Source organism: Flagellimonas sp. ABD4_174, from assembly GCF_056160185.1.
Genome location: NZ_JBSWWP010000001.1, coordinates 739,467 through 754,965, shown reverse-complemented (window position 1 = coordinate 754,965; position 15,499 = coordinate 739,467). Strand labels below are relative to the sequence as shown.

The window sequence follows — 15,499 nt, the reverse complement described above, 5'->3', positions numbered from 1 at the left end:
AATTTTGTTAAATAAGATAATGCTACTTAAATTTTTGAAATGCTAAAAAATATTCTTTTGGCGACCACCATGTTTTTTGCACAATGGTGTCTTGCCCAGAACGGGACCATTAGTGGTAAAATAATGGATGGTGAGTTTAACGATGTCCTACCATTTGCCAACGTAGCCATTAAAGGCACCACCGTTGGAACAACCTCAGATTTTGAAGGGGCGTACAGCTTGGATATTGAACCTGGCACATATACCGTCACCTTTTCTTTCCTTGGATACACAACGCAAGAAATTACAGGCGTGGTGGTTGAGGCCAACCAAACAGTCTCTGTTAACGTAACCTTACAACCCGCAGCCTCCCAATTGGATGAAGTTGTACTTACCACAACAGTCAGGAAAAACACGGAAGCCTCTGTGTTGAACTTGCAAAAAAACTCGGTTACGCTTATGGACGGACTATCACTGGAATCCATTAAAGCAACAGGGGCCAGCAATATAGCTTCCGCTATTAAAAGAGTACCTGGCGTATCGGTACAAGAAGGCAAATATGTTTACGTACGAGGCCTTGGGGACCGTTATACTAAATCCATTTTGAACGGAATGGACATTCCTGGACTTGATCCAGACAAGAACACCGTACAAATGGATATTTTCCCGACCAATATCCTGGAAAACGTAATCGTACTAAAATCTGCTTCTGCAGAACTCCCGGCAGATTTTACCGGTGGTGTTGTGAACATAGTAACAAAAGACTTTCCAACGCAAAAACAAATGTCCATATCCGCATCCGTGGGCTATAACCCAAGCATGCACTTTCAAGACAACTATTTAAGCTATGAAGGCGGTGGCAGTGACTTCTTGGGTTTTGATGATGGAACAAGGGATTTACCCTTTCCATCAAACACAGATGTACCCAGCCCATCAGATTCGCAGAACAATGGTTCTTTGGAAGGTTTAACACGGTCATTTAATCCTATTATGGCCGCAGAACGACAAACTTCTAAACCAGACTTTAGTCTAGGGTTTAGTTATGGCAATCAATTCAACATTGGAGAAAACAGATTAGGATTCATTGCCTCACTTGATTACAAGAACACTACAACTTTTTATGAAGGGTTTGAAAACGGTATCTATCAAAAAGCTCCGGAGAGCGAAATCTATGAGCTCCGTTTTGATAGGAGACAGCGGGGAGATATAGGCTCCAATAATGTATTGGCATCTGCATTGACAGGTCTTTCTTATAAAACAGGGAAATCCAAATACCGATTAAACCTACTTCATATACAAAATGGTGAATCCAGGGCAGCGCTTTTTGAGCAACGCACCGAAATTTCGAATGCCATCGATGTGGTTAAAGACAACTTGGAATACTCTCAACGTTCTGTTTCCAATCTATTACTATCTGGTAAGCATACTTCTGAGGATGCTTCCTTCGTTACAGAATGGAGTTTATCCCCTACTTTATCCAATGTTCAGGACAAGGATGTTAGACTAACAACGTTCATTATCAACCCAGATGGTTTCACTATTAGTTCAGATGCTGGTTTCCCCGTTAGGTTATGGAGAGACTTGGAAGAAATCAATGCAATAGGAAAAATCGACTTTTCAAAAAGTTATGAGCTTTTTGGAAATAAGTCGATATTGAAATTTGGTGGGCTTTACAGCTACAAGAAAAGAGATTACAGTATCTACAATTACGACATTGCATTCTTCAATTTTAGTACAGCTAGCCTAAACGGTGACCCAAATGCAATTTTGGCTGACGAAAACATTTGGACAACAGATGATCGTTCTGGCTCATACATCAGAGGGAATTTTCAACCAGCAAATACATTTGAGTCAGAACAAAACACGATGGCCTTTTATATCTCCAATGAGTTTAAATTCGCTGAAAAGTTCAGAGCAATTTTAGGATTACGAGCCGAACAGTTCACGACTTTTTTTACAGGTCAGAACAATACCGGAACCGAAATTTATGAGGATGAGAAAACAATCGATGTATTGGACTTTTTCCCTTCTGCAAACTTAATATATGAGTTTAAGGAAAATACCAACTTTAGACTGTCATACTCAAGAACTACTGCACGCCCAAGTTTTAAAGAATTGTCCATTGTACAAATACCTGATTTATTGACAGGTATACTTTTTCTCGGAAACTTGGAATTACAGCCAACGTACATAGACAACTTTGACTTTAGGTTTGAGGTATTTGGAGAAGAAGCACAAATGCTTGCGATAAGCAGTTTTTATAAAAAGTTTACAGATCCTATAGAAATTGTTGCTTACGATATTACCGCACCAAACCAATTCACCCCAAGGAATGCACCATCTGCAACCGTATTTGGTGTTGAACTGGAAGGAAGGAAAAACCTAGGATTCCTCTCCGACGGATTAAAGAATTTAAGTATTAACCTTAATGTATCCATTATCGAATCCAAAATCGATATGGCACGTGGTGAAAACCAAGAATACGAATCACGTCAGATTTTTGCCAGAGATGGGGAAACCATTGAAGATAGCCGAGATTTACAAGGCCAATCTCCATACCTTATTAATGCTGGCCTTAATTACGACAATAGAGAGACAGGATTAGAAACCGGTATTTTCTATAACGTACAAGGCAAAACTTTGGAAGTAGTTGGCTTCGGACAAAATCCAGATGTTTTTACACAACCATTCCATAGCTTAAATTTTAATTTCTCAAAAACCATTGGTAAAGAGCAACGCTCAAAAATAAGCCTTAAGGCAAATAACATCCTTAGCGATGAAAGAGTAAGTTTGTATGAATCTTTTGGTGCTACAAAACAAAATTTCTCCTTTAGGGACCCAGGCATGTCCTTCTCTATAGGTTATAGCCTGAGCTTTTAGGGCCATTCCACATTATCGATACAAGTAAGCCCTCGAAAAATCGAGGGCTTCTTTTTTGCATTTCATCGAAAAGTAACCCTCTATTCATCAATTGGTTCCGGTTTGGCAAAGCAATTTTTATATATTTGTGGCATACCGTTTGCAACCATTAACGTATGAAGCACTTTTACTTCGTTATTCTTTTATTTATCTGTACACTTGGTTTTTCTCAGGATAATGCCAGGTCAAGTGCCGATATTGAAGGCTTCAAACTTTACCCCAATCCGGTTACTCAAGGAAAGGTCTACATCGAAACAGCTCTAAATGCACCAAAAAAAATCCTCGTTTTCGATGTGTTGGGGACACAGGTCCTGGAAACCACTATTCTTGGTAAGGAACTCAACCTTTCCAATTTGGATAAAGGTGTTTATATTTTAAGGGTTTTCGAAAAAAACAAGGTAGCCACTAGAAAGCTCATTGTTAAGTAGTTCGGCCCTTTTTAACCTCATTTTCCAATCCTAAACAACAGCTTTCAACGCTTTACCACCAGTTTTAGTATTTTCACAACATAATGTGGTACAACTTAACATGGTTATCTACTTTTATATTGCACATAGACCCCAAATCAGCAATATGAAGAAAATCTACTTTGTTTTACTTATGGCTTTACCTTTATTTTCTTTCGGTCAGGAGCTGGTAACAGTGAACAATGAGCCCGTACAAGAGCTCAAGGGTTTTAAAATGTACCCTAACCCGGCCTATGGAAGTGAAGTGTATATTACGACGGAATCCAACGGAACCAAAGAAATCAGAGTTTACGATGTTTTTGGCGAAGTTGTGCTTACAAAAAGAATAAACACCAATACTTTGGACATTTCCAGATTGGTTCCCGGAGTTTATGTACTCCAAGTAACGGAACGCAAAAAAACAATGACCCGAAAATTGGTGATCAAATAAAAATTGCCCAACATTTTTAAAGCCCTTTTCATCAAGGGCTTTTTTATTTTTAGGTAATTTTGGGGCTCAATGAAACAGTTTGATACCCATCGCATATTTTCCATCTCCAACGCTTACGATTTTGACCGGGTCGCATTGGATGTTTTTAGGTTTCAATACCAGAACAACCAAGTCTATCACCAATTTTGCAACCATTTGGGCAAGACCCCGAAAACTGTTTCGCTAACACGGGAAATTCCTTTTTTGCCCATATCTTTTTTTAAGACCCACACTGTACGCTCCACAGAACAGGAAGCAGAAACAGTATTTACAAGCAGTGGCACAACTAAAACTTCCACAAGCAAGCATTTTGTCCCGGAAATCGAACTTTACGAAAAGAGTTTCTTGTCCGCTTTTTACAAATTTTATGGTTCACCAAAAGAGTTTTGTATTCTGGCCTTATTGCCATCTTACCTCGAAAGGGAAGGATCCTCATTAATTTATATGGTCAATGATTTGATCAATAAATCCGCTCATCCAAGCAGTGGTTTTTATCTTCACAATCTGGACGAACTGCACCAAAACCTGCTCAAATTGGAACAGAAGGGAACCAAATGTCTTTTGATCGGTGTTTCTTTTGCCTTATTGGATTTAGCAGAAAGATTTTCGATGAACTTACAAAATACCATTATAATGGAGACCGGTGGAATGAAAGGTCGTCGTAAAGAATTGATTCGAGAAGAACTGCACCAATTACTGCAAAAAGGATTGGGCGTGGAGAAAGTACATTCCGAATATGGAATGACGGAGCTTTTGTCCCAAGCATATTCGAAAGGCAATGGCATTTTTAAGACCCCACCTTGGATGAAAATCATTACTCGGGATACCGAGGACCCATTATCTATCCAATCGGCCGGTAAAACGGGAGGCATCAACGTTATCGATCTTGCGAACATATATTCTTGTTCATTTATTGCCACACAGGATTTAGGAAAAACCTATCCAAACGGAACTTTTGAAGTTTTGGGCCGTTTTGATGATTCCGATATCCGCGGTTGCAACTTGATGGTCTTGTAATATCACATAGTCCATACATCCAATTATACACAAAACCCATCTTTTCATAATATTATAACCTACGCGTTATCAATATTTTACGTAATTTATAGAGATAACCAAACAATCGAGATTATGAATAGAAGTGCTTTTTTAAAAAGAAGTGCCCTCTCTGCAGCGGCATTGGCCACTTTACCTGGATTCGCCCATGTACATCCAGAGGAAGAAGAGAACAACAAAACTCTGGAACCAAAAATTGTACGAAAGGGAGAGGGCAAACAAGTAAATGTTATCGGTGACCAACAAACATTTAAACTTACCAGCGAGGACACCAACGGTCTTTTTACCTTAATAGAAGAAGTAAATCCTCCCGGCACAATGATCCCACCACACGTTCACACCAATGAAGACGAAATCTTTAAAGTTTTGGAAGGCGAGCTAGAAGTAACTGTTGGGGACCAAACAACTATTTTAAAGGCAGGTGATTTGGCATTTGCGCCTAAAAATATTCCACACACTTGGAAGGTAGTCGGGGATAAAGACTGCAAAACCATTTTAAGTGTATTCCCTGCAGGGCTGGAACTAATGTTCGAAGAATTGGGCAACTTGCCCCCTGGCCCGCCAGATTTTTCCAAAATAACCGAGATTTGCGGCAGATATGGAATTACCTTTTTAACCTAACAAAAAAGCCATCTAAAAGATGGCTTTTTTATATTGCTTTATGTTCAAGAAAATAACCTTCGTTGTCCTGAACTTTTTAAGACTGTCCCAACTATTTGTTTGACCCGTGTGAATTGGTTATTCCGCAATCAACACAAAATAATTTTTTTTGCCCCTTTGTAGCAGTACAAATTTATTGTTGATCAAATCCGATTCGGTAATCAGGTAATCTTCTTTAACCTTTTCCTTGTTTACGGATATGGAATTCTGTTTTAATTCTCTTCTTGCCTCACCATTAGATCCTAAAAACCCGGTTTTGGCGGCCAACGCCCCTATCATGTCCAAACCTGGATCTAGTTCCTCTTTACCAATAGTGGCTTGTGGCACCCCGTCAAAAACATCCAAAAACGTTTTTTCATTGAGTTGTTTCAAGTCTTCAGAAGTTGACTTTCCAAAAAGGATATTGCTCGCTTTAATCGCATTGTCCAAATCTTCCTGGGAATGCACCATGATCGTAACTTCTTCTGCCAATCTCTTTTGAAGCGCCCTCATATGTGGAGCCTCCTTATGTTCAGCAACCAAATTCTCTATTTCCTCCCTGCTCAAAAATGTAAAGATCTTGATATACTTTTCAGCATCTTCATCCGAAGTGTTCAACCAGTACTGGTAAAACTTATAGGGCGATGTTCTTTCTGCATCCAGCCAAATATTGCCGCCTTCTGTTTTTCCAAATTTGGTCCCATCTGCCTTGGTGATCAAAGGACAAGTAAGGGCAAATCCCTTTCCACCACCAATTCTACGGATCAATTCGGTCCCCGTGGTGATGTTGCCCCACTGATCGCTACCTCCCATTTGAAGACTACAATCGTGGTTTTGGTAGAGATATAAAAAATCGTAACCCTGCACCAATTGGTAGGTAAATTCGGTAAAGGACATACCCTCCTTGGCATCGGACGAAAGACGTTTTTTTACGGAATCCTTGGCCATCATATAATTAACGGTAATATGCTTGCCAACGTCCCGGATGAACTCCAAAAACGAAAAATCCTTCATCCAATCGTAATTGTTGACCAAGACCGCAGCGTTGGGCCCACCGCTTTCGAAATCCAGAAACCGGCTCAATTGCGATTTTAAGGCTTCTTGATTATGGCGCAGTGTTTTTTCGTCCAGCAAATTCCGTTCGGCTGATTTTCCAGAAGGATCACCGATCATGCCCGTGGCACCACCCACCAAAGCATAAGGCTTGTGGCCGGCCAATTGAAAATGCTTCAACATCATTACTCCCACCAAATGTCCAATATGCAGGGAGTCTGCGGTAGGGTCTATCCCTACATAGGCAGAACGCATTTCCTCCATAAGATGTTCTTCGGCTCCAGGCATCACATCGTGTACCATTCCCCTCCATTGTAGTTCTTGAACAAAGTTCTTCGTCATGATCAGTTTTTTGGAATAGGTGCAAATATAAAATGAAGTTGGCATTTGACTGAATATTTCCAGCACAAATAGGTACTTTTACCGTATGATTTTGGTTACGGGAGGCACTGGACTGATCGGTTCCCACTTACTTTTCCATTTGATCAGCAATGGGAACAAGGTCAGAAGCAATTTTAGGACAAAGGAATCCATTGATAAAGTCCACAACGTTTTTGGATACTATACCGACAATCCGTCAGATTTGGTGGAACAAATTGATTGGGTTAGGGCCGATATTACCAATTTAGGTGGTTTGGATTCGCTTTTTGATGGGATATCTCAAGTATTCCACTGTGCTGCACTGATCTCTTTTGACCCCAAGGATTTTAAAGCTTTAGAGCGCACCAATGTTGAAGGAACTGCGAACATCGTGAACCTTTCCTTAAAGCACAAGGTAAAAAAACTGTGCTACGTAAGTTCCATTGCTGCCATAGGACCAAGCCTTAAACAAAAAGAAATCACCGAGGAAACCGAATGGCTCGAAACCAAGGCATCTGTTTACGGAATTACCAAATATGAGGCTGAGCTCGAGGTATGGCGCGCATCACAAGAAGGCCTGTCCGTGGTTATCGTAAACCCTGGTGTTGTGATCGGTCCTGGTTTTTGGAAGTCTGGCAGCGGCACCTTTTTTTCCTATGCAGCCAAAGGAAAAAAGTATTACATCCCCGGTGGCACCGGTTTTGTAAGCGTGCACGATGTTATCAAAGCCATGACGATGCTCATGGCCTCGGAGATTAAAACTGAACGATTTATTTTAGTGGGCCAAAATATGACCTATGGAGAACTATTTAAGAAAATAGCTCCAAAATTGGGCGTTGAGCCACCAGATCGGAAAGTTTCCAAATTTATGTTGGAACTCTTTTGGCGGTTGGATTGGGCAAGAAGCCATTTGTTCGGAAAAAGAAGAAGGCTATCCAGAATAATGGCCAAAGGATTGTATCAACAGCAAATTTATAGTAATCGGAAGATACAATCGCAGCTAGATTTTACGTTTGTGGACCTGGACAAAGCCATCGCCTTTTGCTGCGATAAGTTTATGAAGAAGAATTAGATTTCTTTTCATTGGCTTCGCGCACGGCCTTAATGGAATCGGTCCGTTTTAAACTTGCCGCGCGAACACTATCGTTACGACGCTTTCCAATGGCCTCCAATGTATCTTTTTTCTGCTTCACCCTTGCTTCCACACCTTCATAAATGGCCTGATACTCCAAAGGAAGCGAAGCATAATACAGATCGCTCTGCGAAAACTGTGCACTATCAATATCGTACTTGGTGTAGATAAAATCCATAATATCGATTCTGGAATCCTTGAATTTTCTGCTCGTGGTTGCTTGTGCTGCATTAAAAATTGCCAGATCATGGAGAATATCCATCATTTGTTCCTTTGGAATAAGGTTTTCCGGTTCTTCCACTACTTTTTCCGCACAGGAGACCATCAAAAAAAATAGACCTATAAAAAAAAGTATGGTACGTATCATTCCTTATCGATTAAAAGTGAGCCTCTTTGCATTTTTCTCTGGATGGAAATTACCATTTTCAAACGCCAATAAACCATTTACAAAGGTTCGCTTTATTTCGGAGCCAAAAGTAACACCTTCGAACGGGGACCATCCACATTTATAGAAAATATTATCTTTTTTAACCTCGCTTTTAGAACCTCGGTGCACCTGAACCAAATCTGCAAAATACCCTTCTCGAACAAATCCTCGCCGATCAATATCAAAAAGCTTGGCTGGATTATGGCACATCTTCTCTACCATTTTTTCCAAAGTAATAACACCTTCCTGTTCTTTTTGTAGCATGGCCAATAGTGCGTGCTGTACCAGAGGTCCACCAGAAGGTGCTTTTGTATAGGGGTTGTCCTTTTCTTCAATGGTGTGCGGTGCATGGTCCGTGGCCACAACATCAATACGATCATCTAGGAGGGCTTCCCAAAGTTTGGCCCTATCGTTTTTGGTCTTAACTGCCGGATTCCATTTAATGAGTGTTCCCTTTTTTGCATAGTCCTCATCCGAAAACCAAAGATGGTGGATGCAGACTTCCGATGTGATTTTTTTCTTTTCCAATGGAATCTCATTGGTGAACAAATCGGTTTCGATGCCCGTTGAAAGGTGAAAGACATGCAATCTCGCCCCTGTTTTCTTGGCCAAGGCAATCGCTTTTGATGAACTTAGGTAGCATGCCTCCGCGCTCCGGATAATGGGGTGCATCTCTATAGGAATGTTATCCCCGTACATTTTTTTATATGATTCCAAATTGGTCCTAATGGTCCCCTCGTCCTCACAATGGGTGGATATCACCATTTCGGTATTGCTAAAAATCTGCTCCAATACTTGCTCGTTGTCCACCAACATATTTCCTGTTGATGAGCCCAAGAACAGTTTGACCCCGGAGCAGGCATTTTTATCCAACCGTTTTAGTTCCTCCAAATTATCGTTTGTGCCCCCAAAAAGAAAGGAGTAATTAGCGAAGGAATCTTTTGCAGCAATGGCAAATTTATCTTCCAATTTTGCTATTGTGGTCGTTTGCGGGTTGGTATTGGGCTGCTCCATAAAAGTGGTTATGCCCCCAGCTATGGCCGCCCTGCTTTCTGTGGCAATGGTACCTTTGTGCGTTAGCCCTGGCTCCCTAAAATGTACTTGATCATCTATAACACCGGGCAACAAAAGATCTCCATTCAAATCGATTACCTTCGCATTGGGATCGGATATATCCGCATCGACACGGAGAATAAAATCACCCTCTAACAACACATCGGATTCAAAAATGCTGTTCTCGTTTACAATGTTGGCGTTTTTCAACAGAATTTTTGACATACTAAAATTTCTTTTTAAAGAATACACTTCTAAATTTCATGGCTATCACACCAAAAATGGCCTCCCGGATAATTGCCGAGTTCATTTTAGATTTTCCTTCTACCCTATCGGTAAAAATTATCGATACTTCCTCTATCTTAAATTTTTTGAGGTACGCCCTATACTTCATCTCTATTTGAAAAGCATAGCCAATAAAGCGCACATTATCCAAATTAATGGTCTCGAGCACTTTTCGTTTGTAGCATACAAAACCAGCAGTGGGATCGTGCACTTTCATTCCGGTAATGAACTTTACATAGAAAGATGCACCATAGGAAAGTAAGATCCTGGCCAAGGGCCAGTTGACCACATTTACTCCTTTTTTATACCGGGAACCCACGGCAACATCGGCTCCGTTTAAGCAAGCTCTGTGCAATCTGGATAGGTCGGCAGGTCTATGTGAAAAGTCGGCATCCATCTCAAAAATGTACTCATATCCTTTTGTCAGGGCCCATTTAAAGCCATGGATGTACGCCGTCCCCAAACCAGACTTCTCTTTTCTGACTTCCAAAAACAGTCGTTCCGGAAAGTCAATTTGCAATTTCCGGACGCAATCGGCAGTACCATCCGGAGAGTTGTCGTCTACCACAAGTACATGAAAATTCTTCTTTAAATCAAAGACCGTTTTTATAATGGCCTCGATATTTTCAATTTCATTGAATGTGGGTATAATGACCAAGCCGTCTGACATTCGCACTGTATTAGTTTGTCAAAAATAAGGTTTTCTATCTTGCCTGCACAAGTAACCTTTGGCAAGTAATACGGTCACTGGTTCAATATTTGTAACTTTGCGCCTTTAAAAAACCTATTTTGATGTCTCAAAAGTTTCCCAGACTTTTTTTTATACTATTAGCGGTTCTTTTTGTACTCAATCTTGTTCAAGCTTCGATAACGGAATTGATTTACGATGAGGCCTATTACTGGTACTATGCGCAAAACTTGTCCTGGGGATATTTTGACCATCCTTCCATGGTTGCCTTTTTGATCAAACTAAGTAGTCTTTTCTTTGATGGTGAACTAGGGGTAAGGTTTATAAGTACCATACTTTCGGCCGGCACCTATATTTTGCTCTGGCTTTTGGTGGACAACCCCAAGAAAAAGGACTATGTTGTTCATTTTTTCTTGTTGGTGTTTTCTTTTACCTTGATGAACGCATATGGTTTTTTAACCTTGCCCGATACATCCCTACTGTTCTTTACCGCCCTGTTCCTATGGCTATACAAACGCTTTCTTGAAAACGAGGCTATCTTGACCACCATTTTACTGGGCCTGACCATGGCTGCGCTGATGTACAGTAAGTACCATGCGGTATTGGTCATCTTGTTTGTTTTCCTTTCCAACTACAAACTAATTTTTAACAAAAAAGCGTGGCTTGCAGTAATACTGGCCTTGATTTGCTACATTCCCCACTTTGTTTGGCTCTATCAGAACAACTTTGTATCCATTACCTTCCATTTGTACGAACGGCCCAACCAAGCCTATTCCTTTGATGGTTTTACATTGGGATATTTCTTGAACATTATTGCAATAATCGGTCTATTGTTCTATTGGATCTATGGTTCGCTTTTTAAGTTCAGGCCCAAGGATACTTTTTCCAAAGCTTTGGTTTATTTGGTATACGGTGTATTGATTTTCTTTTTCATTTCCAGTTTTAACAGAAGGGTGCAAGCGCAGTGGACCATTGTTGTCTCGATCCCGTTGGCCATAATTGCTTTTGATTACCTGATCAGCAATAAAAAAAGTAGAAAATGGATGTACCGAACAGGTATTGTCAGCTTGGTGCTTTTAATGTACGCCAGAGCATGGATGGTACACTACCCGTTATTTCCCATGCTCTACGAAACCCATGGCAACAAGGTTTGGGCCAAAGAACTTAAAGAAAAATCTGGAGGTGTTCCGGTTGTTTTCGAAAACTCCTATCGCAGGGCTCCCAAATATGAATTTTACTCGGGTGTCCCAGCCATTTCCTTGAACAATTATATGTACCGAAAAAACCAATATTCCATAGATGGTTCCGAAGAAAGGGTCCGCGGCAAAAAAGTATTGTACGTATCCAAATATAAAAAGAGTGGGGATGTGACCTATATGCATTTGGACAGCACCATATTTTTTGGAAACTATATTGAAAACTTTCAATCGTACCGAAATCTAAAGTGCATAGTGGACAAAAAGGAAAACAATACGGGTTATTCGTTAAAAGTGTACAATCCTTATCCTTTTGACATCCCGTTGGAACAATTAAAATTCACCATTTCCTATTCCAACAAACACAAACAAGTAAAACAAATGCGTTCTTTAAAAGTTAATAAGCTAACGCCGAAAGCATCAACCTTGCGGTCCAAGGACACTTTGTTCTATTCTTTTGACCTACCCCTGTCCAAAATGGAAAACCCATCTTACTTTAGGATTGGAATTGCAGAAAATGGATTGCCTCCCGGACTAAACGGACAACCTATTAAAATTGAATGATGGAACCGGTTGAAAAAACGATCATTTCTATAGATTGGATGACGGTTACGCTGTTCATCAGTTTGGTTGTTTTGGCTTTGGGCAAGTATTTGTACCACAAAAAATTCTTGAATTTTATTATCCTTCCATTTAATGATAAATACATTCTTCTCCACAACAAAAAAGGGCAATTTTCCCATTGGTTCCATCTACTTTTAACCCTTTTCCAATTAATCAATCTTTCACTGTTTCTTTACTTGGTCTTAAGAACTTTTTCCTTGTTGCCGGATGGCGAACCTCTTACCATTTATTTTATATTATTGGGTTTTTTGGCCCTGTTCGAACTGGTTAAATTTTTAGTTCAAATGTTCACGGGATATGTTTTTAACAATACAGTTGTTATAAGCGGCCTGATTTTTAGTAAAATTTCTTACCTCAACTACAGCAGTATTGTAATTTTACTCACCAACATATTATTGATTTACATTACAACCAACTCAAAAACAGCAATATATACTGCAATTCTATGTGTTGCCCTAATTAATGGCATTGGTGTGGCCAAGCTATTGAAGAACTATCAAAAAGCACTGTTCCCTTATTTTGTCTATTTTATTTTGTACCTTTGCGCACTCGAAATTGCGCCCTTGGTGTTAATTGGAAGCTATTTAAAAGGTTGATAACTTATGAAAGTAAAAACAATTTTGGTTTCCCAACCAGAACCCAAAGTCGAAAACTCACCTTACTCAAGATTAATTGAAAAAGAGAAAATTAAAGTAGATTTCAGACCATTCATTCATGTAGAAGGCGTAGAGGCCAAGAATGTTAGGCAACAAAAAATCGACTTGAACAACTTCTCTGCAATTATCTTGACCAGTAGAAACTCTGTTGACCATTTTTTTAGAATTGCTGACGAAATGCGCTTCAAGGTTCCGGATTCAATGAAATATTTTTGTCAGTCGGAGGCAGTTGCCTATTACTTACAAAAATATGTTGTGTACCGTAAGAGAAAAATCTATGTTGGAAAAAGGACTTTCAACGAATTGATTCCTCTGATTAAAAAGTATAAGGACGAAAAATTCCTATTACCGTCATCTGATTCCCTAAAACCTATTGTCCCCGAATTATTGGACGAATTGGGAGTGAATTGGACACGTGGAATTTTTTACAAAACCGTGATCAGTGATCTTTCCGACCTAAGAAACGTTTATTACGACATCTTGGTATTCTTTAGCCCTTCTGGCATTGAGTCCTTGATGAAGAATTTTCCGGATTTTGAACAGAACAACACGAGAATTGCCGTTTTCGGCAATAGTACGGTAAAGGCCGCGACCAATGCAGGACTTAGAATCGATATTCAGGCGCCAACGCCAGAGACTCCATCGATGACCATGGCACTGCAGAAGTACATTACCAGTGTAAACAAATAAAGTCGAAATTTTGATCAATAAAAAAGCCCCGAAAATCGGGGCTTTATTTTTTTAGAATGCATACCGTTGCGGGCCTCCCCTTCGGATTTCCTCACTGGCATAAGATTCAAACTTTTTAAAGTTTTCCCTAAAGGCATTGCTCAATTTAAAGGCTGTTTTGTAGTAAGCCTCATCATTGTTCCAAGTAGTTCGTGGACTGAGCACTTCTTTAGGTACTCCAGGACATTCCCTTGGCTGTGCCACCCCGAATACGGAGTGTATATGATAGTTTTCGTAATTGTACAGCCCAAGTTTACCTGTTAATGCCGCACTTATCATTGCTCTGGTGTATTTTAACTTCATACGAGTACCAACTCCGTATGGTCCGCCGGTCCAACCTGTGTTCACCAACCAAACATCAACACCGGACTCCTTCATTTTCTTACTCAACATTTCAGCATATTTAGTAGGGTGAAGCGGCATAAACGGAGCTCCAAAGCATGCCGAAAAAGAGGGCTGCGGTTCCACAACACCCGCCTCGGTCCCTGCAACCTTGGCCGTGTATCCGGAAATAAAATGGTATGCCGCTTGGGATGGTGTTAGCTTAGAAATTGGAGGCAACACACCAAAAGCATCGGCAGTAAGGAAGAAGATGTTCTTTACATTTTCCCCAATGGACGGCTCTTGAATATTTTCGATATGATGGATCGGGTAACTTACTCTTGTATTTTGTGTAATGGAGGTATCGGCGAAATCGACCACCCCATTATCGTCCATGATTACATTCTCCAAAATTGCCCCCTTTTTTATGGCACCGTAGATCTCTGGCTCTTTCTCTTCGGCAAGGTCTATAACTTTTGCATAACAACCACCTTCAAAATTAAAAACCGTATTCTTGGAGGTCCATCCATGCTCATCATCACCGATTAGCTTTCTGTCGGGATCAGTGGACAAGGTAGTTTTTCCCGTTCCCGATAACCCAAAGAATATTGCGGTATCCCCATCTTGCCCCATATTTGCGGAGCAATGCATGGGCAAGGTGTTTTTATATTCAGGTAGAATAAAGTTCAAAGCAGAGAAAATTCCTTTTTTAATTTCCCCCGTATACCCGGTACCCCCGATCAGGGCAATTTTTTTACTGAAATTAAGTATGGCAAAATTATGCTGGCGGGTTCCATCTTCCTTTGGATCGGCCTTGAAACCTGGTGCATTTACAACAGTCCATTCCGGGTCAAAACCTTGCAATTCTTCTTCGGTAGGGCGAAGAAACATGTTGTAGGCAAACATATTGGACCAAGGATATTCATTGATCAACCGTATGTTCAACTTATATTCTGGATCGGCACAAGCATAAGAGTCCCTAACATACAGCTCTTTATTGTTGAGATATGCGATTACTTTATCATAAAGCTTATCAAACTTTTCGCTCTCAAAGGGAATATTAATGTTGCCCCACCATATTTTATCGGATGTAATATCGTCCTTGACAATAAAACGGTCCATGGGCGATCTTCCCGTAAACTCCCCCGTGTTAACGGCCAAAGCTCCAGAGGAGGCCTCTTTGCCCATACCCAACTCAATGGTAATGTCGTGCAGCTCGTCCGGTGAAAGTTGATAATTGATATTATCGTGGGTTATCCCATACGTTTTTAACGAAATCGATTTCGTGGCTGAAGCAGAATCCTTCATAGTTTAGTTTATTTGTTGGTACAAAACTAGAAAATATTCGCTTTTCGACCTTTTAAATACGGGTTAATTGAGTTCTTTTTGGGTTAAAATGTGATATCCCAAATAAATCCAAGCCATGATCAAGAAAACTCCCCCGAT

Annotated in this window: 14 protein-coding genes; 9 read left to right on the top strand and 5 right to left on the bottom strand. The window is 40.3% G+C overall.

The features are described from left to right. Positions 1–39: 39 nt before the first annotated feature. The 5 genes from ACXAFK_RS03345 (at position 40) to ACXAFK_RS03325 (ending at position 5,511) form a co-directional block, all read left to right on the top strand. Positions 40–2,859 (top strand): TonB-dependent receptor, encoded by a 2,820-nt coding sequence (locus ACXAFK_RS03345; protein ID WP_474956794.1) that lies wholly within the window; start codon positions 40–42, stop codon positions 2,857–2,859. 155 nt (positions 2,860–3,014) lie between these two features. Then, positions 3,015–3,326, top strand: coding sequence for a T9SS type A sorting domain-containing protein (locus ACXAFK_RS03340; RefSeq protein ID WP_224836268.1), 312 nt, complete (start codon positions 3,015–3,017; stop codon positions 3,324–3,326). A 145-nt stretch (positions 3,327–3,471) separates the two neighbouring features. After that, on the top strand, positions 3,472–3,795 hold the full coding sequence (locus tag ACXAFK_RS03335; protein WP_224836267.1) for a T9SS type A sorting domain-containing protein: 324 nt from the start codon (positions 3,472–3,474) through the stop codon (positions 3,793–3,795). Positions 3,796–3,864: 69 nt separating this feature from the next. After that, on the top strand, positions 3,865–4,851 hold the full coding sequence (locus ACXAFK_RS03330; RefSeq protein ID WP_474956793.1) for a LuxE/PaaK family acyltransferase: 987 nt from the start codon (positions 3,865–3,867) through the stop codon (positions 4,849–4,851). Positions 4,852–4,965: 114 nt separating this feature from the next. Then, on the top strand, positions 4,966–5,511 hold the full coding sequence (locus ACXAFK_RS03325) for a cupin domain-containing protein (protein ID WP_474956792.1): 546 nt from the start codon (positions 4,966–4,968) through the stop codon (positions 5,509–5,511). Positions 5,512–5,628: 117 nt separating this feature from the next. Here the strand turns inward: ACXAFK_RS03325 and tyrS are convergent, their stop codons facing one another. Further along, positions 5,629–6,924 (bottom strand): tyrosine--tRNA ligase, encoded by a 1,296-nt coding sequence (tyrS, locus tag ACXAFK_RS03320; RefSeq protein ID WP_474956791.1) that lies wholly within the window; start codon positions 6,922–6,924, stop codon positions 5,629–5,631. Between the two features lie 85 nt (positions 6,925–7,009). On the opposite strand from tyrS, the gene ACXAFK_RS03315 reads away from it, so the two are divergent. Next, the gene (locus ACXAFK_RS03315) at positions 7,010–8,014 is read left to right on the top strand and encodes an NAD-dependent epimerase/dehydratase family protein (protein ID WP_474956790.1); all 1,005 of its coding nucleotides are present in this window, start codon (positions 7,010–7,012) and stop codon (positions 8,012–8,014) included. Here ACXAFK_RS03315 and ACXAFK_RS03310 read toward each other — a convergent pair. Genes ACXAFK_RS03310 through ACXAFK_RS03300 form a run of 3 tightly spaced genes read right to left on the bottom strand, consistent with a single transcriptional unit; the run spans position 7,998 to position 10,509 of the window. Beyond that, complete coding sequence (locus tag ACXAFK_RS03310) at positions 7,998–8,441, bottom strand: DUF4296 domain-containing protein (RefSeq protein WP_224836262.1); 444 nt, start codon at positions 8,439–8,441, stop codon at positions 7,998–8,000. The two genes, ACXAFK_RS03315 and ACXAFK_RS03310, sit on opposite strands and share 17 nt — an antisense overlap. 3 nt (positions 8,442–8,444) lie before the next feature. Further along, positions 8,445–9,779: a dihydroorotase gene (locus ACXAFK_RS03305; RefSeq protein ID WP_474956789.1), complete on the bottom strand. Its 1,335-nt coding sequence runs from the start codon at positions 9,777–9,779 to the stop codon at positions 8,445–8,447. A 1-nt stretch (position 9,780) separates the two neighbouring features. Beyond that, complete coding sequence (locus tag ACXAFK_RS03300) at positions 9,781–10,509, bottom strand: polyprenol monophosphomannose synthase (protein ID WP_474956788.1); 729 nt, start codon at positions 10,507–10,509, stop codon at positions 9,781–9,783. 122 nt (positions 10,510–10,631) lie between these two features. Between ACXAFK_RS03300 and ACXAFK_RS03295 the strand changes: the two genes are divergently transcribed. From ACXAFK_RS03295 to ACXAFK_RS03285, 3 genes are read left to right on the top strand one after another with little or no spacing between them, the layout of a single operon-like run. After that, positions 10,632–12,287 carry an ArnT family glycosyltransferase gene (locus ACXAFK_RS03295; protein WP_474956787.1) on the top strand — a complete coding sequence of 552 codons (1,656 nt, stop codon included), beginning with the start codon at positions 10,632–10,634 and terminating at the stop codon, positions 12,285–12,287. After that, positions 12,284–12,943, top strand: coding sequence for a DUF4271 domain-containing protein (locus ACXAFK_RS03290; RefSeq protein WP_369885690.1), 660 nt, complete (start codon positions 12,284–12,286; stop codon positions 12,941–12,943). Before ACXAFK_RS03295 ends, ACXAFK_RS03290 begins: the two co-directional genes overlap by 4 nt. 6 nt (positions 12,944–12,949) lie before the next feature. Continuing rightward, positions 12,950–13,693 carry a uroporphyrinogen-III synthase gene (locus ACXAFK_RS03285; protein WP_224836257.1) on the top strand — a complete coding sequence of 248 codons (744 nt, stop codon included), beginning with the start codon at positions 12,950–12,952 and terminating at the stop codon, positions 13,691–13,693. Positions 13,694–13,744: 51 nt separating this feature from the next. Here ACXAFK_RS03285 and pckA read toward each other — a convergent pair whose 3' ends face one another. Next, the gene (pckA, locus tag ACXAFK_RS03280; protein WP_474956786.1) at positions 13,745–15,361 is read right to left on the bottom strand and encodes a phosphoenolpyruvate carboxykinase (ATP); all 1,617 of its coding nucleotides are present in this window, start codon (positions 15,359–15,361) and stop codon (positions 13,745–13,747) included. Positions 15,362–15,499: the final 138 nt, after the last annotated feature.